The organism is Promicromonospora sp. NPDC057138, assembly GCF_042670845.1.
Taxonomy (GTDB): domain Bacteria; phylum Actinomycetota; class Actinomycetes; order Actinomycetales; family Cellulomonadaceae; genus Promicromonospora.
Window position 1 is genome coordinate 1 of record NZ_JBHUUX010000059.1, and the last position, 15792, is coordinate 15792.

Annotated in this window: 15 protein-coding genes and 2 pseudogenes; 10 read left to right on the forward strand and 7 right to left on the reverse strand. The window is 68.2% G+C overall.

Annotation, left to right across the window (positions count from 1 at the left end):
* A partial coding sequence (locus ACFT2C_RS23170; RefSeq protein WP_377209440.1) for a substrate-binding domain-containing protein occupies nucleotides 1-267 on the reverse strand: 267 nt, incomplete at its 3' end.
* A 456-nt stretch (nucleotides 268-723) separates the two neighbouring features.
* Between ACFT2C_RS23170 and ACFT2C_RS23175 the strand changes: the two genes are divergently transcribed.
* On the forward strand, nucleotides 724-1443 hold the full coding sequence (locus tag ACFT2C_RS23175; protein ID WP_377209441.1) for a transposase: 720 nt from the start codon (nucleotides 724-726) through the stop codon (nucleotides 1441-1443).
* Nucleotides 1444-1796: 353 nt separating this feature from the next.
* Here ACFT2C_RS23175 and ACFT2C_RS23180 read toward each other — a convergent pair whose 3' ends face one another.
* The 5 genes from ACFT2C_RS23180 to ACFT2C_RS23200 all read right to left on the reverse strand — a co-directional run bounded on the left by ACFT2C_RS23180 (nucleotide 1797) and on the right by ACFT2C_RS23200 (nucleotide 8053).
* A complete protein-coding gene (locus ACFT2C_RS23180) occupies nucleotides 1797-2648 on the reverse strand; it encodes a carbohydrate ABC transporter permease (protein WP_377209442.1) in 852 nt (283 codons plus the stop codon).
* The gene (locus ACFT2C_RS23185; protein WP_377209443.1) at nucleotides 2645-3511 is read right to left on the reverse strand and encodes a carbohydrate ABC transporter permease; all 867 of its coding nucleotides are present in this window, start codon (nucleotides 3509-3511) and stop codon (nucleotides 2645-2647) included. The genes ACFT2C_RS23180 and ACFT2C_RS23185 overlap by 4 nt, the downstream gene beginning before the upstream one ends.
* Nucleotides 3512-3686: 175 nt before the next feature.
* Entirely contained in the window at nucleotides 3687-4979 is a 1293-nt protein-coding gene (locus ACFT2C_RS23190) for an ABC transporter substrate-binding protein (RefSeq protein ID WP_377209444.1), read from the reverse strand.
* Nucleotides 4980-5277: 298 nt separating this feature from the next.
* Entirely contained in the window at nucleotides 5278-6486 is a 1209-nt protein-coding gene (locus ACFT2C_RS23195) for an alpha-L-fucosidase (protein WP_377209445.1), read from the reverse strand.
* Nucleotides 6487-7021: 535 nt separating this feature from the next.
* A complete protein-coding gene (locus ACFT2C_RS23200; protein WP_377209446.1) occupies nucleotides 7022-8053 on the reverse strand; it encodes a LacI family DNA-binding transcriptional regulator in 1032 nt (343 codons plus the stop codon).
* 393 nt (nucleotides 8054-8446) lie between these two features.
* Between ACFT2C_RS23200 and ACFT2C_RS23205 the strand changes: the two genes are divergently transcribed.
* Nucleotides 8447-8581: a hypothetical protein gene (locus tag ACFT2C_RS23205; RefSeq protein WP_377209447.1), complete on the forward strand. Its 135-nt coding sequence runs from the start codon at nucleotides 8447-8449 to the stop codon at nucleotides 8579-8581.
* A gap of 287 nt (nucleotides 8582-8868) precedes the next feature.
* Nucleotides 8869-9123, forward strand: a complete 255-nt coding sequence (locus ACFT2C_RS23210) for an amidohydrolase family protein (protein WP_377209448.1) — start codon at nucleotides 8869-8871, stop codon at nucleotides 9121-9123.
* 70 nt (nucleotides 9124-9193) lie between these two features.
* On the opposite strand, the gene ACFT2C_RS23215 is transcribed toward ACFT2C_RS23210, so the two are convergent.
* On the reverse strand, nucleotides 9194-9943 hold the full coding sequence (locus ACFT2C_RS23215) for a FadR/GntR family transcriptional regulator (RefSeq protein ID WP_377209449.1): 750 nt from the start codon (nucleotides 9941-9943) through the stop codon (nucleotides 9194-9196).
* Nucleotides 9944-10121: 178 nt separating this feature from the next.
* On the opposite strand from ACFT2C_RS23215, the gene ACFT2C_RS23220 reads away from it, so the two are divergent.
* The 7 genes and pseudogenes from ACFT2C_RS23220 to ACFT2C_RS23250 form a co-directional block, all read left to right on the forward strand.
* A complete protein-coding gene (locus ACFT2C_RS23220; protein ID WP_377209450.1) occupies nucleotides 10122-10964 on the forward strand; it encodes a fumarylacetoacetate hydrolase family protein in 843 nt (280 codons plus the stop codon).
* Between the two features lie 2 nt (nucleotides 10965-10966).
* Complete coding sequence (locus ACFT2C_RS23225) at nucleotides 10967-11734, forward strand: SDR family NAD(P)-dependent oxidoreductase (protein ID WP_377209451.1); 768 nt, start codon at nucleotides 10967-10969, stop codon at nucleotides 11732-11734.
* Complete coding sequence (locus tag ACFT2C_RS23230) at nucleotides 11731-12051, forward strand: L-rhamnose mutarotase (protein ID WP_377209452.1); 321 nt, start codon at nucleotides 11731-11733, stop codon at nucleotides 12049-12051. Before ACFT2C_RS23225 ends, ACFT2C_RS23230 begins: the two co-directional genes overlap by 4 nt.
* Entirely contained in the window at nucleotides 12044-13081 is a 1038-nt protein-coding gene (locus ACFT2C_RS23235; RefSeq protein WP_377209453.1) for an aldo/keto reductase, read from the forward strand. The genes ACFT2C_RS23230 and ACFT2C_RS23235 overlap by 8 nt, the downstream gene beginning before the upstream one ends.
* Complete coding sequence (locus ACFT2C_RS23240; protein WP_377209454.1) at nucleotides 13078-14364, forward strand: enolase C-terminal domain-like protein; 1287 nt, start codon at nucleotides 13078-13080, stop codon at nucleotides 14362-14364. The genes ACFT2C_RS23235 and ACFT2C_RS23240 overlap by 4 nt, the downstream gene beginning before the upstream one ends.
* Nucleotides 14365-14415: 51 nt before the next feature.
* Nucleotides 14416-15182 (forward strand): annotated as a pseudogene (locus ACFT2C_RS23245) ((Fe-S)-binding protein).
* A 32-nt stretch (nucleotides 15183-15214) separates the two neighbouring features.
* Nucleotides 15215-15745 (forward strand): annotated as a pseudogene (locus tag ACFT2C_RS23250) (LUD domain-containing protein); the annotation flags it as partial.
* Between the last annotated feature and the right edge of the window lie 47 nt (nucleotides 15746-15792).

Below are 15792 nucleotides of genomic sequence, written 5' to 3' on the forward strand. Positions count from 1 at the left end.
GGAGCACGGACGCCCGTGGATGTGGTCGAGCATCACGGTGATGCACCGGCGCCCCATTTCGGCGAATTCGGGGCGCACCGTCGTCAGCGGCGGGAACATGAACGCAGTCTTGGGGATGTCGTAGAACCCGATCACGCTGACGCCCTGCGGTATCCGGCGCCCTGCCTTGTGCAGGGCGCGCATCAGCCCCATGGCCATCTGGTCGTTCGCCGCGAAGACCGCGGTTCGCAGACGGTAGCGACGCCCATGCCGGCATCGGCCACGCACACAGCACCCTGGGCGGTACCGACCTGGCCCGAACGCACTACGAGCACGCCTACGTCATCTACGCCGAGCTCGAACAGCGCAACGTCGTGGAACGCTCCTTCGCCCTGACCAAGCAATGGCGCGGACGGGCCACCCGCTACGACAAGCTAGCCATCACCTACCGCGCCGCGACTATCCTGTCCGCCTGCCTCATCTGGTCACGCCATGTAGGAGACATGCCTGTCAGTCTCTCAAGTGGCTGGTCTGGGACTGGCTGGTCAGGCTGGCACCGTCCCGCCGGCACTCGTGACTCGAAACACGCCCGGCTCCCCGCTTCGTGCGGGGATGCCCTTGCTTGGACTCGTCCGTGTGTCGGCGGACCGGCGCCGACCTGGCCCACCTCGATGACCTGATCAGAAGCATGTCCGACCCCGCGCCAAGACCGACGCTCTGGACGCCGTCCGCGCCGCGCGTGACGTGCTCGGCCTACCCGCTGACCAGCTGCGTGACTACCGGGCCGGGCAGATCGCCGGGGCACTGCAGGTTCTGACCACCGCCCGCGACCGCCTCGCCCACGACCGGACCGCACAGGTCAACGCCCTGACCGGTCTGCTACGCGCCCACGACCTGGGCATCGACACCCGCGGACCGTTGACCACCGCCCAGATCCGCACCGCCAAGGCCTGGCGCTCCCGCGACGAACCCGTCGACCAGCGCGTCGCACGTGCCGAAGCCACCCGCCTCGCCACCAGGATCCTGGAGCTGGACATCTTGCTCAAGGAGAACGACAAGACCCTGCGCGGCCTCGTGACCGAGCACGCTCCTGACCGGCTCGAAGAGCCCGGGATCGGCCCTTACACCGCCGCCGTGATCCTGGCGGCCTGGGCCTACCCCGGCCGCGTCCGATCTGAGGCCGCGTTCGCCCGCCTGGCCGGCACCGCACCGATCCCCGCAGCCTCCGGGAACCGATCCGATCACCACCGCCTCGACCGTGGCGGCGACCGGCGCCTGAACCGCGCACTGCACATCGCCACCCTGACCCGCATGCGCCACGACAAAGAAACCCGCTCCTACGTGCAGAGACGCACAGGCGATGGCAAGACCACCCGCGAGATCCGCCGCCAGCTCAAGCGCTACCTCACCCGCAAGATCCATCGACTCCTGACCCGCACAAACGCTCTCGCTGCCACCGCTTGACAGACATAGAAGCGTCCAAGCCACACATCGGACGAAACCGTCAGGCCGGGCTACCCACCGTGTGAATGATCGAGGCTAGGTCGGGTCTAGGCGGCGACCGCATGACCGTTTGCGATGACCCTTCGGTGAAAGCCGACGCGAACTCGATATTAATCAATCCATCCGGCCGGGCATACATCGCCGAGCTCGGTCGCGCTCGTAGCACTGCGAACGCGCTTGCGGTGTCTCATCACACTCAGAGGGGCGGCAGGCTCCGCGGCGCATCGTTATGGCTTACACCCCGGCGCTGGTCGGTCTGATCTGGTGGGTCAACATCGGTGGTCCCTGGGACGGATTCCGCGGCGCTTGAATCCTCATCGGAACACGCCACCGAGTGCGACCCCCTTGGCGATGGAGCGGTTGAAGACGAGGTACAGCGCGATGAGGGGGATCGTCGCCATGGTCAACCCGGCGAAAATGGCCCCGGTGTTCGCGCTGAACTGGCCCTGGAAGTCAAGGAGTCCGACCGGGATTGTCCGGCTCTCCGGGTCTTGGAGCAGCACGATGGCGAGCTGGGTCTCTCCCCAGACGAAGAACCCGTTGACCATGCCGACCGCAACGATCGGCCCCTTCGACAATGGGAGCACGATACGCACGAAGGTCTTCACCGGGCCGAGTCCGTCGAGTGACGCCGCCTCTCGCAGCTCCCCCGGGAATCCGAGGTAGAAGCTGTGCAGGATCAACACACACGTCGGGAGGCAGATGGCGACGTAGACGACCCCGGTGGCCCAGGGGCGACTCAGCAGATCGAGGGAGTTGAATGCCGAGTAGTAAGGGATGAGCAACATGATGAGGGGGAGGGTCGTGGCGGCCAGAAAGCCGCGGATGACCACAGTCCGCACCCGTGGCGAACAGAGCGTCGCGAAGTACGCGGTAATTGCGCCCACGAGCAGGCACCCCGCGATCGCGATGATCGCCACCACGCCCGAGTTGATGAGGTACACCGCGAATCCCTGCCCTCCGGGTGGTCCGTTCCAGGCATCCGCGAAATTCTGCAGGTTCCAGTCGACGCCCACGACCCCGAGCGGGTTGGTGTAGATGTCAGTGCTGGACTTGAACGCGAGCAGCACAATCAGCACGAAGGGAACAGCGGCGAGCACGCTCCAGGCGACCGCCCCGAACTGCGCCACCGTAGTGGTGGCCCGGACCTTCCGTCGTCGGCTCATTCGTCAACCGCCCTTCGCGATCCCAACCAATTTCCGACAAAGCCCACCACGAGCAGAACGACGCCCCCTACAACACTGATCGCAGCCGCGGCGCCAAAGTTTCCGAATTGGAAAGCCTCCTTGTACACCTGCACCGGAAGGATCGCAGTAGCGTCCCCCGGTCCACCCTGAGTCATCCCCCACACAAGAGTGAACCCGTTGAATGCCCAGATCGCCTCGAGCAGCAGGATCATCGACAGGACCGGTCGGGTCAACGGAAGTGTGATGCGGAAGAACCGACCCACCGGACCTGTCCCGTCAAGCGCGGCGGCCTCATGGATCGACACTGGGATCTCCTCCATCGCACCGAGGATGACGAGGAAGGCGAACCCTGCTCCTTGCCAGATGGCCACCGCGATCACCACCCAGAGCGCAGTATCCGGATTGGCCAGCCAAGCGTGGTCGTCGCCCAGACCGACCGCCCCCAGGGCCGCGTTCACGGCGCCGGACGTCGGCTGGACAGCGAGCGACCAGAAGACCGCGACGGCAGAGGGCGGAGCGATCGCCGGCAGGAACCAGACGATGCGGTAGACATTGCTGCCGGCTATCCCGCCTGACACGAGCGCTGCCAGCAGCGTCGCGATGATGCTGATGCCGATTGCAGTCCCCAGTCCCAGGAGCACGGATCGGCCGAGGGCGGCCTGCACTGCCCCGTCACTGAGCAGGGCGACATAGTTGTCGCTGCCGATGAACACGCGGTCGCCCACGCCGGACCAGTTCGAGAGCGAGGCCCGGACCAGATCGACGAGGGGGAATCCAAAGAAGAGGAGGATGAGGACGAGCCCCGGGCTCAGCATAAGTAGGACCAGCCGGGAGTCCCGCACGGACCTCCTCAGTCGTGCCTGCGCTGGGGGTACGACGGGCGACGCGGCAGAGGTTACGACGGGCGACGCGGCAGAGGTGTTGCCGAATGAGATTGTGGACATTTCCTGACTTCCAGTCACTGATAGGGAGCCGTGGGGTGCCGCACTCCGGAGGGTAGGGCACCCCACGGGAGCGTTAGCCGTTCCGCGACTTGTAGGACTCGAACTGCTCTTGCTGGTCCTGCCCAGCCTTCTCCACGGTGACCTGACCGCTCAGGAGCTTCTGCGCCTCCGCATCCACGAAGGTCTGTCCGAGCGAGCCGGGCAGCGTGCTCGTCCATCCGATGCCCACCTTGGTAGCCGCGAAGTCCACGATCTGCTGCACAAGCGGGCCGAGGGCCTCGACGTCGGAGGCCTTGACCGTCTGGACCGCGGGAAGAGAACCAACCTTCTCGGCGGCGTACGTCTGGACCTCGTCGGAGGAATACGTCGCGATGAACTCCTTGGCCAAGGACTGGTGCTTCGACGCCGTGGGGACCGCCAAGGTGTCGCCCGCATAGAGGCTCGGCACCGTCGGTGTGTCCTTCGCCCCAGGCAGCAACAGCCAGTCGTACTCGAACTTCTGCTTCTTGAGGACCGATGGGATCCAGGTGCCGCCGATCATCATGGCCGCCTTCCCGGAGGTGAAGGCCGCCTGTGCCTGGTCGGCCTCCGCGGCGACGAAGCCGGACTGGAACACGCCGTTCGTGTTCCAGTCCTCGAGCTGAGCGAGCGAATCGGTGAACTCGGGGCTGGTGTACTCGACTGTCTGCTTGTTGCCCGCCTGCCACGAGGTCAGGAAGTCCTTGAGCGCGACGTCGGACGCGTTCGCCTGCAGCTGCGCATCGACCAGCCAACCGAGGTGGAACCCCGAGCTGCCGCCGACGGAAAGGCCCTCGTAGCCGGCGCTCTTGAGCTTGGAGACCATGGTGTACAGGTCCGCGTTGCTCGCCACCTGGTGGTTCGCCGGGGCAGAGACGCCGGCCTTCGCGAACGCGTCCTTGTTGTAGAAGACGATGTTGTAGTAGGTCGTGTCGAAGAGGGCGAGGTACGGGGTGCCGTTCCACTTGAGGGAGTTGGCAACCGTGCTGCCGTAACGCGACTCCAGATCGGAGCTCTTCCACAGGTCGTCGAGCGGCACCAACTTCTTGGCCTTCATGAGGTCGAAGTAGGGCTGGGCATTGGTGGGCACGATGCCGACGTCGGGGGTGTTGCTGGAGGACAGCACCTGGGCGTTGGTGGTGTTCTTCTGATCCCCGGTGATGGTCTGCAGCTTGACCTTCAGCCCGGGGTGCTTCTTCTCGAGCAGGTCTGCCGCGTACTGGAATGCCGGCATCTGCTCGATCTGGACCTGCACCGTGAGGTTCAGGTCCTCGGCTGTGTCCGAACCCGACGGGTCCGACGAAGAGCAGCTCGCGAGCAGCATGGCGGCGGTCGTGGCAACTGCCATGACAGCGACCCGGCGACGAGAGATGGGACGGTGGTACACGTTCACTCCTTTGTGAGACGGACGCTCGAGATGGATCGCGAATCGTTACGCGCTAGTCCCAAAAAAAAAGGAAGGCGGTCCGGACTCAGAGAGCGCGTCAGACGAGTATGGCCGATGGTCTGTCAAGTTACAAGAGCCTTTCAGGAAGCGGTGATCGCTCGTCAGGGACGCTAGATGAGACGCGCCCTCAGCGATCGACGCAAACTGCGTGAATCGATTCGTGCAGAGCGTCAGACCACTAGGCATGGGGGCGATGGTCCTACTCCGTCGGCAGTTCGATGCGCACGACGTCGCGTCCACCTTCATGCCGAACCGAAGTCGACTCGTCGGCGACCACGATTGCGCGGTCGTCGCACTCCCACGCCCGGAACCATCCGGCGTCGCCGGCCGTGTCGCTCCTCGTGAGCGAACCGTGCTCGCTGAGCGAACGCCCGGTCGTGAAGGGCTTCACGTTGCGGACCCAACGCCCGAATCCCTCCAGGGTCTTGCGCTGCACGCTGGGGATCTCGCCCGACGCTGTGGGGCCGACGTTGATCAGCAGTCTGCCTCCCCGGGACACCACGTCGGCGTAGAGGCGGGCGAGCTCGCGCGTCGTCATGGTCAAGGACTCGTCCTCGAGGCGGTTGAACCCGAAAGAGAATCCAAGCCCACGGTTGTGCTCCCACCCGACCCCGCGCTCGTTCTGTAGGTCGTGCGCGTACTCGCTAGTCGGATACCCGCCCACAGGAGCTCCCCAACGGTCATTGATGATGCCGTCGGGCACCTCTCGTCGGTAGTACGACAGCAGCTCGAGCAAGGTGCCGTCGTCCTTCGCCGAGTCGGGCCAGTCGATGTCGTTCCAGATCACAGAGGGCCGGAAACGCTCGATCAGGTCCCTCACCTGGCGGCTCGCGTACTCGGCATAGCCTGAATCCACTGGACGGTAGAGGTCGACGTCTCGCATGCTCTCGATGGCGGGGAACTCCGTGAAGGCCCAGTCCAAGCCCCCGGAGTAGTACACCCCGAAGCGCATGCCTTCCCGCCGCACCGCTTCCGCGAGCAACCCGATGATGTCCTTCCGCGGTCCGCGGGCGACGGTGTTGAGGCCGTCCGATCCCGGTGCATCCCACAGCGCGATACCGTCATGGTGCTTGGTAACCGGGATCACGTAGTCAGCGCCGGCGTGGGCGAAGAGGCGGGCCCAGGCTCCGGCATCGAACGCCTCCCCCTGCCATGCGTCGAGAAAGTCGTCATACGCAGCTCCGCCGTAGACGTCGCGCTGATGCGCCGCAGCCGGCGATCCGTCGATACGGATCGTGTTGGAGTACCACTCCGCGTAGGCGTTGTGTGCGAACCAGCACTCCTCATCGACCGCGCCCCATGCGCCTGTCGGTTCCGCCCAGGAGGAGACGGAGTACACACCCCAGTGGACAAAGATCCCGAAACTGGCGTCGAGCGCCCACAGTGGGAGTGGGGAGTCTGCTGTCATTGTCGTGGTCTTCCTTTCGAATGAGAAATCCGTCGGTCTACGCGCCGTGACCAGGTCTGCCGGTGTCAGATCGGACACTCGGAGTCCGTGCCGCATACGGCAATCCCATGCAAAACGGTCGCCCGTAGGCGCGGCACAAAGTCCTCCGCGCCCCCGCCCGGTCGGTTGGTGGCCTCCAATTCGGACGGCGACTGAGCAGGCGGAGGCCAGCCGGGAAGGGATGGTGCCGCCCCGTGCAGGTCCCTGTTGAACCCAGGGGGCCCGACCGCCACCATCGGAGGTTGTCCGCCCATGGGACTCCCCCTCGCCGGGGAAGACGTCATGGACACCTCTTCGAGCAGACAAGCGTGCGGGACCAATCACGGGGGTAGGGCAAAACGATTCGCGCTGGGGAACCCAGTGTGTCTTCGCGCTCGCACGATGTCAATCACCATCCGGGCGGTCATCGCAAGGACAGGTTGTTTCCTGGCGCAGACATCTCGCGCCACGCCGGCGGGCTCAATCCGCACCGCTGTGCTGCCGGTTGGATTGGCTCCTAGTCGCGAAGGGAGGCGACCGACGCGCCGACCACGAGCGATCCGCGCAGGCGCTCCATGGTCGGAGGAGCCGCATCTTGCCGTTCTCCACGCAGCCGCATGTGCATGGTCCGTGCGGCGGCCGCCGCGAACTCCGCGACCGGCTGGCTCACCACGGTGAGCGGGGGTCGAGTGGCTCGCGCGAGCTCGACTCCGTCGAATCCCACGAGCGAGATGTCCCGCCCCAGCCTGAGGCCGGACTCGTTGACGGCGATCACGGCGCCCAGGGTGAGGTCATAGTTGGCCGTGAAAACCCCGGTTGGTCGCGGTGACATCGACAACAGCAGGTTCATCGCCTCGTGGCCCCACTGCGAGGTGAGCGGCCCGCTCAGGACGCGCTCGGCGGGCAACGCCTCCGCTGTCGGTAGCGCGGACGCGAACCCTGCGGCGCGTTCGTTCACGGTCGAGATTGCGGGGTCACCGCCGATGGCGGCCAGCGAGTCATGCCCGTGGTCGACGAGGTGCTGTCCTGCCATCCGTCCCGCTCCGAAGTTGTCGAGGCAGACGAAGTCGGCGTTGAGACCGGGCTGCCAGAGGTCGACGGCAACGACTGGGATGCCTGACTCGATCACCTTGTTCAGCGCCGGGACGTCGGAGGACGAGGGCATCGTGATGATGCCGTCGACCTGTCGACCGAGGAGGAGGTCGAGCGCGTCGCTGCTGCGACCGAGAGGCCCTCCTTCCTCCGAGGCCATGAGGACGCTGAAGCCTTGGGATCTCAGATGCACCTCGGCACCGGCGACGATGGAGAGGTGGAAGCTGCTGAGGAGGGAGGGGAGCAGAACTCCGATCGTCCTCGACGCGCCCCGACGTAGGTTGCTCGCATTGCGGTTGAGCCGGAAGCCCAGCGACTCGGAGGCTGCCCTGATTGCCTCCCGGTTCTCGTCGAGGATGTTTCCCCCGTTGTAGTACTTCGAGATCGTGGCAAGGGAGAGACCCGTGAGCCGCTGGATGTCGGCATACGTCGCGGAGGACTTGCGGCGCGTGGTCATGGTGTCCCTTCGTCGTGACTCCACATGGTAGGTCGGGTGGACCACCACGCCGGGGCCAGGTAGGTGCGGACCCCCCGCCGGCACTCGTCAGGGGTGCGAGCAGCGACAGAGGGGTCCGCGTGTCCGCGTCTCGGGTGACACCTCGGCCTGAGGCAGCCGGGTGGGCCCGAGTGAGCATCGGCGGGCGCGGATTGGCAGGACGCGAACAGAGCGAAACGTTACGTGATGACGGTGACATTTGACAAGACCATCGGCCCGACAGATCGCGGCGTCAAGCCTCCCCCGAAGCGACGCGACGGAGATCCGGCCGATGGGGCTCAGGAAGCCGTACGGGGCCTCCGGAGATTCGTGTGCTGATTGACGGAGGGTGAATCGTATGATGAATTTGTCGTCATGACGAGGGGTGTCCTCGAGACCGTCCGGATCGATTCCCACCACCACATCTGGGAGGTGCAGCGGCGTCCGCAGACCTGGATGACGGCGGAGCAGGACGCGCTGATCGGCCACGACCAGCTGCTCCCGGAGTGAGCCGCCGCCGCTGTCCCGTGCGGCGTCCAGGGCTCGGTCCTCGTGCAGACCGTCCGCGACCCCAGCGAGACCGTCGAGTTCGTCGAGGTCGCAGCAAGAGTGCCGCTTGTGCGTGGGGTCGTCGGGTGGGTCGACCTCGACCGCGGTCCGGGGGAGGTCGCATCACAGGTGCAGGCTCTGACCCGGCTGCCGGGCGCGGACCGCCTCGTGGGAGTACGCGACCAGAGCGCCGACCGGCCGGAGGCCGACTGGGCGGACTGTGCTGCGGCTGCAGCGCTCTTCGAAGCGTGCGGTGCGGCTGGACTCGTGGTGGACCTCCTTCTTCGACCCGACCACGGTTCGTCGGGGCTGCCCTGGACTCGTTCGGCCGGGACCGGCTCATGTTCGGCGGCGACTGGCCGGTGTCGTCGATGTCGATGACGTACGCCGAGGTGGTCGACGCGGTAGAAGACTCGCTCGACCGCGTGCCCGGTGCCACCGAGGACGACCGTCGTGCCGTCTGGGGCGCGACTGCAGTGGAGCGGTACTGCCTGCCCGACTGATGGGACGGCCCGGGCAGGGTGAGCAGGCGTCGCCCCGGGTGCGTTCACGGGACCAGGTCGCGGAGTGTGGTCAGCGGGTGCGGCGACGACGCTCCCAGGACTCGATGATGTGCTCGTCCATCGCCCGGGAGGCGGCCTCCTCGTCGCCGGACAGCACGGCGTCGTGCACCTCCTGGTGGGCCTGGTTGGTCAGGCGGATGTGCTCCGGCGAGGGGTCGCCGACGTAGCGCAAGGAGCGGTATGCCTCAGCGGTGAGGTTGTGGATCATGGCCCGGCCCAGGCGGTTGCGCGAGGCCATCATGATCGAGTCGTGGAAGGCGACATCGGCTTTGAGATACGTCATGGGGTCGTCCATGCTCGCGTCGAGCTCGCGCATGCGAGCGGTGATGTCGGCCCGCTCCTGCTCGGTCGCGTTCCTCGCCGCCTGGCCGGCCATCCGCGCCTCGAGGGCGCGTCGGACGTCGACGAGGTCCTCGAGGATGGCGTTGTCCGCGTCGTGGCGCACCACCGCCGACAGCACGGTGGGGTTGAGCAGGTCCCAGTCCGCGAGCGGGCGTATCCGGGTGCCCTGGCCCTGCTGCGCAGTCACCAGGCGCATCGTCTCGAGAGCCTTCACGGCCTCGCGCACCACGGTCCGGGAGACGCCGAACGTCTCGCAGAGGACCGGTTCGGTGGGCAGGCTCGCCCCCATGGGGAGCTCACCTCCCACGAGGCGGTCCACGAGCTCGTCCACGACCACCGTCGCCAGCCGCCGCGGACGTCGCGGCCACGCTGTCCACCCAGCCGCAGCCGCGTCGTCGGGAGCCCAGTCATCCTGCATGGCCAGAGCGTAACCCCATCTGGGCCTTGACAGCATACGTATGACGAATCATGATTTCTCTTGGTCGAAGCGCGCCCCAACGGTGGGCGTCCACCTGAGCGGCCGGATCATCCGGCTCGGCCACTGCGAGCCCTGAGCACCGCGAGCCCCCGGCCGCCTGACCTGAGAGAACCCATCTATGAGACTCGCCCGAATCGGCACCGCCGGCGCTGAGCGTCCAGCCGTCCAGGACGAGGACGGCACCTGGCGCGACCTGACCGGCGTCGTCGAGGACCTCGACGCCACCACGGTCACGCCGCAGTCCCTCGAGGCCATCCGGACCGCCCGGGCCGGCGACCTGCCGGAGGTCACGGTCGGTCGCTTCGGGCCGCCAGTCGCCCGCATCGGCAAGATCGTGTGCATCGGGCTCAACTATCGCGACCACGCAGCCGAAACCGGCCTGCCCGTGCCGCCCGAACCCGTCCTGTTCATGAAGGCCCCCGACACGGTAGTCGGCCCCGACGACGAGGTCCTCGTGCCCCGGGCGAGCACGCGCACCGACTGGGAGGTGGAGCTGGCCGTCATCATCGGAACCACTGCGGCATACCTCTCCTCACCGGAGGACGCGGCCGCGCACATCGCGGGGTACGCGATCAGCCACGACGTGTCCGAGCGCGAGTTCCAGCTCGAGCGCGGCGGCCAGTGGGACAAGGGCAAGAACTGCGCGACCTTCAACCCGTTCGGACCGTGGTTGGTGACCGCCGACGAGGTGGGGGACGTGCAGGACCTCGGGCTGCGCCTATGGGTCAACGGCAAGCTGAAGCAGGACGGCACCACGAAGGACATGATCTTCCCGGTGCACCACCTCGTCCACTACCTCTCGCAGTTCATGACCCTCTACCCCGGTGACGTCATCAACACCGGCACCCCCGCGGGGGTCGCGCTCGGAGTGCCGGGGACGCCGTACCTCGCCCCCGGCGACGTCGTCGAGGTGGAGGTCGACGGACTCGGGCGCCAACGACAGATCTTCGGGAAGGCCTGACCATGCAGGAGTTCGACGGAATCAAGGCCCTCGTCACCGGCGGTGCCTCGGGAATCGGCCTCGCAGTCGCCCGCACGCTGGCGGCCCGAGGCGCCAAGGTCGCCATCCTCGACCGGGTGGCCGCAGAGGCAGGTGACGATGACTTCGTGGTGGTGGTGGCCGACGTGACGGACGACGCCTCCGTTCGTGAGGCCGTGGCCTCCGCGGTCGAGCAGCTCGGTGGCCTCGACGTCCTCGTCAACAACGCTGGGGCTGGGGCGGTCGGCTCGGTCGCCGACGCGACCGACGAGGAGTGGCACCGCGTCCTGGACGTCAACGTCGTTGGCCCGGCCCGCGTGAGCCGTGCGGCGCTGCCTGCCCTGCGGGAGTCCGAGCACGCCGCGATCGTCAACACCTGTTCCATCGCCTCGACGTCAGGACTGCCCGCCCGTGCGGTCTACTCGGCGAGCAAGGGTGCGCTGCTCTCGCTCACGCTGGCCATGGCCGCCGACCACCTGCACGAGGGGATCCGCGTCACGGCCGTGACCCCGGGGACGGCCGACACCCCGTGGGTGCAGCGGCTCCTCGGGGCGGCGGACGACCCGACCGCGGAACGGGCTGCCCTCGAGGCGCGCCAGCCCCACGGCCGCCTCGTCTCCGCCGACGAGGTCGCTCACGCGGTGGCGCACCTGGCCTCGCCCCTGTCCGCCTCGACCACAGGCACCTGGCTCGCGGTCGACGGTGGCATGGACCGCCTGCGGCTGCGGCCGAGGGAGAACCCCCCGTCGTGAAGCGCTTCGGCTCCGTGGTCCGGCTGCGTCCTGAGAAGGAGGCGGAGTACCGGCGGTTGCACGCCGAGGTGTGGCCGCAGGTGCTCGACCGCATCACGAGGAGCAACATCCGCAACTTCTCGATCTTCCTGCGCGACGGACTCCTGTTCTCCTACCTGGAGTACGTCGGCTCCGACTACGAGGCCGACATGGAGGCCATCGCCCAGGACCCGCGCACCCGCGAGTGGTGGGCGCTGACCGACCTGTGCCAGGAGCGGATGCCCACCTCGCCCGACAGCCAGTGGGCGCCGATGGAGGAGGTGTTCCACCATGACTGAGCAGCAGCAGGTACCGACCGCCACGACCCCAGCGACCCCCACCACCCCCACGACCCCCGTGCTGGAGCGCCGACGGGTGGGTCGGACGGACCTCGAGGTCACCACCATGGGGTTCGGCGCCGCAAGCATCGGCAACCTCTACCGCAAGGTCGAGGACGACACCGCCCGCGCGACGGTGGACGCCGCCTGGGAGGCGGGGGTCCGCTACTTCGACACCGCACCGCACTACGGCCTCGGCCTGTCCGAACACCGCCTCGGCCAGGCCCTGGTCGGGCGCCCCCGCGACGAGCTCGTCCTGTCGACCAAGGTCGGCCGCCTCCTCGTGCCCAACGAGCACCCCGTCGGCGACGACCTCGCCGACGGCTTCGACACGCCGGACGACCTGACCCGGCTCCTGGACTACTCCGCGTCCGGGGTCCGGCGCAGCATCGAGGAGAGCCTGGCTCGGCTCGGGCTCGACCGCATCGACATCGCCCTGGTCCACGACCCGGACGACCACGTCGAGCAGGTGCTGGCCGAGGCCTTGCCCGAGCTGGTGCGCCTGCGGGCCGAGGGTGTCGTGGGCGCGATCGGGGTGGGGATGAACCAGTGGCAGGCGCCGCTGCGGTTCGTCCGCGAAAGCGACCTCGACGTCGTCATGCTGGCCGGCCGCTGGACGTTGCTGGACCGCACTGGTGAGCCGCTGCTCGCCGAGTGCGAGCGCCGCGGCGTCTCGGTGCTGGCCGCCGCGCCCTTCAACTCCGGCCTGCTCTCGCGATCGGCCCCTGGGGGCGACACCCACTTCGACTACGAAGCGCCGGACCCGCGGCTGCTGGCTGCCGCCCGAGAGCTCGCCGACCTGGCCCGCGACCACGGCACCGTCCTGCCGCACCTCGCCCTCATCTTCCCCCTGCAGCACCCCGCCGTCGCGGCGGTCGTCACCGGTCAGTCCCGGCCCGGGCACGTCAGGTCCGCGGCGCAGTGGCTGTCCACGCCCGTCCCCGAGGCCGTGTGGCCGGAGGCAGCGAAGATCGTCGAAGGAGTGCTGTGAGCAGCGTCAGCTCGATCACCGTCAGTGACATCCGGTTCCCCACCTCGCGGGAGCTGGACGGCTCCGACGCCATGAACCCGGACCCGGACTACTCGGCCGCCTACGTGCGGCTCGCCTGCGACGACGACACCGAGGGCGACGGCTTCGTATTCACCATCGGACGCGGCAACGAGGTGGTGGTGACCGCGTTGCAAGCCGTCGAACCGCTGCTCGTCGGCCGTCCCATCGGCACGCCTCACGACCTGGCCGAGACAGCCCGGGCGCTGCTGCACGACAGCCAGCTGCGGTGGCTGGGACCGGAGAAGGGCGTCATGCACATGGCCATCGGTGCCGTGCTCAACGCCCTGTGGGACCGCCAGTCCCGCGCGGCCGGTGTGCCGCTGTGGGAGTACCTCGCGTTCCTCAGCCCCGAGGAGATCGTCGACCAGGTGGACTTCCGCTACCTCAGCGACGCCCTGGACCGGGAGCAGGCGCTGGACATCCTGCGCGCGGCCGAGCCGACCCGTCGCGAGCGGGCCGAGCACCTCCGCTCGGCCGGCTACCCGGCATACACCACCTCTCCCGGGTGGCTCGGGTACAGCGACGAGAAGATGGTCCGGCTGGCCCGCGAGGCCGTAGCCGACGGCTACACCCAGATCAAGCTCAAGGTGGGCGCCGACGCGGAGGACGACGCACGGCGGATGAGGCTCGCCCGTGAGGCCGTCGGGCCGGACATCCGGATCGCCATCGACGCCAACCAGCGGTGGGACGTCGAGGACGCCGTCGGTGCGGTGCACCTGCTCGCCCCCTATGACCCCTACTGGATCGAGGAGCCGACCAGCCCGGACGACGTGCTCGCCCACGCGGCCATCCGTCGGCGCGTGGCCCCCGTCAAGGTGGCCACCGGCGAGCACGCGCAGAACCGCGTGGTCTTCAAGCAGCTCCTCCAGGCCGGGGCGATAGACGTGCTCCAGCTCGATGCCGCGCGCGTGGCCGGGGTCAACGAGAACATCGCCATCCTGCTGCTCGCCCACCGGTTCGGTGTGCCGGTGTGCCCGCACGCCGGTGGTGTAGGGCTCTGCGAGCTCGTGCAGCACCTGTCGATGTTCGACTACGTGTCGGTGAGCCGCACCATGGACGACCGGGTGGTGGAGTTCGTCGACCACCTGCACCAGCACTTCGTCGAGCCTGCGGTCGTCCGGGACGGGCGGTACATCACGCCGACGGCACCGGGCTTCTCGGCGCGGATGCACGACGCGTCCCGCGAGCGCTTCGCCTACCCGGGCGGCGCCGCGTGGGCCTGAGCGGGTACCCCGCGCCGGTCGACCGGGACGGGACGCCGCGAGGAGCGCGACATGCGCGTAGCGGTCATGTCGACGTGCCTTGGTGACGCGATGTTCCCTGACGCGGTGCGGGCCACGGTGCGCCTGCTGCGCCGGCTCGGCGTCACCGTCGAGGTGCCGGAGGCGCAGACCTGCTGTGGGCAGCCCATGATCAACACCGGCTATCTCGACGAGGCCGTACCGCTGGTCCGCAACTTCGTCTCCGCCTTCGAAGGGTTCGACCACGTCGTCGTCCCCTCGGGCTCGTGCGCCGGCTCGGTGCGCCACCAGCACGGCTTGGTGGCAGCCCGGGCCGGGGACGCGGCGCTCACCGACGCCGTCGAGCGGACCGCACCGCGCGTTCTCGAGCTGAGCGAGCTCCTCGTCGACGAGCTCGGCGTCGTCGACTTTGGCGGTTCCCCCACCGCGTGACCTACCACCCGACCTGCCACTCGCTGCGCATGCTCCGGGTGGGCGACCGCCCGACCCGGCTGCTCGCCGCCGTTGGAGGGATCGACCTCGTGCCGCTGCCCCGCGCCGAGGAGTGCTGCGGCTTCGGGGGCACCTTTGCCGCGAAGAATGCCGAGACGTCCGTGGCGATGGGTGCCGACAAGGCGGCCCAGCGTTCGACGGGGGCCGAGGTGCTCGTCACAAGCGACAGCTCGTGCCTGATGCACGTGGGTGGGCTCCTCTCCCGCGAACACTCCGGCATCCGCACGATGCACCTCGCCGAGGTGCTCGCGCATACCGCGGGAGAGCCTGCCAAGGCGCCCGACGGTTCGGGCCCGGTGGCCCGGTGAGCTCCGAGACGGGTCCCGCGACCTTCCTCGGTATGCCGCCGTTCCCGACGGCTGCGCGCGCCGCCCTGGGTGACGCCCAGCTGCGCCGCAACCTCGCCCACGCGACGGGGACCATCCGCGCCAAGCGGGCCGCGGTCATCGACGAGCTCGACGACTGGGAGGGCCTGCGGCAGCGGGCCGCCCGTATCAAGGACGACACCCTGGCCCACCTCGACGAGCACCTGCTTGCGCTCGAGGCGTCACTCATTGCCCGTGGCGCGATCGTGCACTGGGCCCGGGACGCCGACGACGCCTGCCGTGTCGTCGCAGAGGTCGCCCGCGCACGCGGCATACGGGACGTAGTCAAGGTGAAGTCGATGGCCACTCAGGAGATCCAGCTCAACGAGGCCCTCGCGGCCGAGGGGATCTCGGCGTGGGAGACCGACCTGGCCGAGCTCATCGCGCAGCTGGGTGACGATCTGCCGAGCCACATCCTCGTGCCGGCGATCCACCGCAACCGCACCGAGATCCGGGACATCTTCCGGGAGCGCATGGGAGCGGTCGGCCGGGCGGCCCCAGAAGGGCTGACCGACGATCCGGCCGTGCTGGCAGGCGCGGCCCGGCTGCACCT

Bases quoted from the DNA above. Each gene is read 5' to 3' on its own strand.
- ACFT2C_RS23225 (WP_377209451.1), top strand. From the start codon at position 10,967: ATGCAGGAGTTCGACGGAATCAAGGCCCTCGTCACCGGCGGTGCCTCG.
- ACFT2C_RS23180 (WP_377209442.1), bottom strand. From the start codon at position 2,648: ATGAGCCGACGACGGAAGGTCCGGGCCACCACTACGGTGGCGCAGTTC.
- ACFT2C_RS23190 (WP_377209444.1), bottom strand. From the start codon at position 4,979: ATGGCAGTTGCCACGACCGCCGCCATGCTGCTCGCGAGCTGCTCTTCG.
- ACFT2C_RS23205 (WP_377209447.1), top strand. From the start codon at position 8,447: ATGACGAGGGGTGTCCTCGAGACCGTCCGGATCGATTCCCACCACCAC.
- ACFT2C_RS23200 (WP_377209446.1), bottom strand. From the start codon at position 8,053: ATGACCACGCGCCGCAAGTCCTCCGCGACGTATGCCGACATCCAGCGG.
- ACFT2C_RS23215 (WP_377209449.1), bottom strand. From the start codon at position 9,943: ATGCAGGATGACTGGGCTCCCGACGACGCGGCTGCGGCTGGGTGGACA.
- ACFT2C_RS23220 (WP_377209450.1), top strand. From the start codon at position 10,122: ATGAGACTCGCCCGAATCGGCACCGCCGGCGCTGAGCGTCCAGCCGTC.
- ACFT2C_RS23195 (WP_377209445.1), bottom strand. From the start codon at position 6,486: ATGACAGCAGACTCCCCACTCCCACTGTGGGCGCTCGACGCCAGTTTC.
- ACFT2C_RS23235 (WP_377209453.1), top strand. From the start codon at position 12,044: ATGACTGAGCAGCAGCAGGTACCGACCGCCACGACCCCAGCGACCCCC.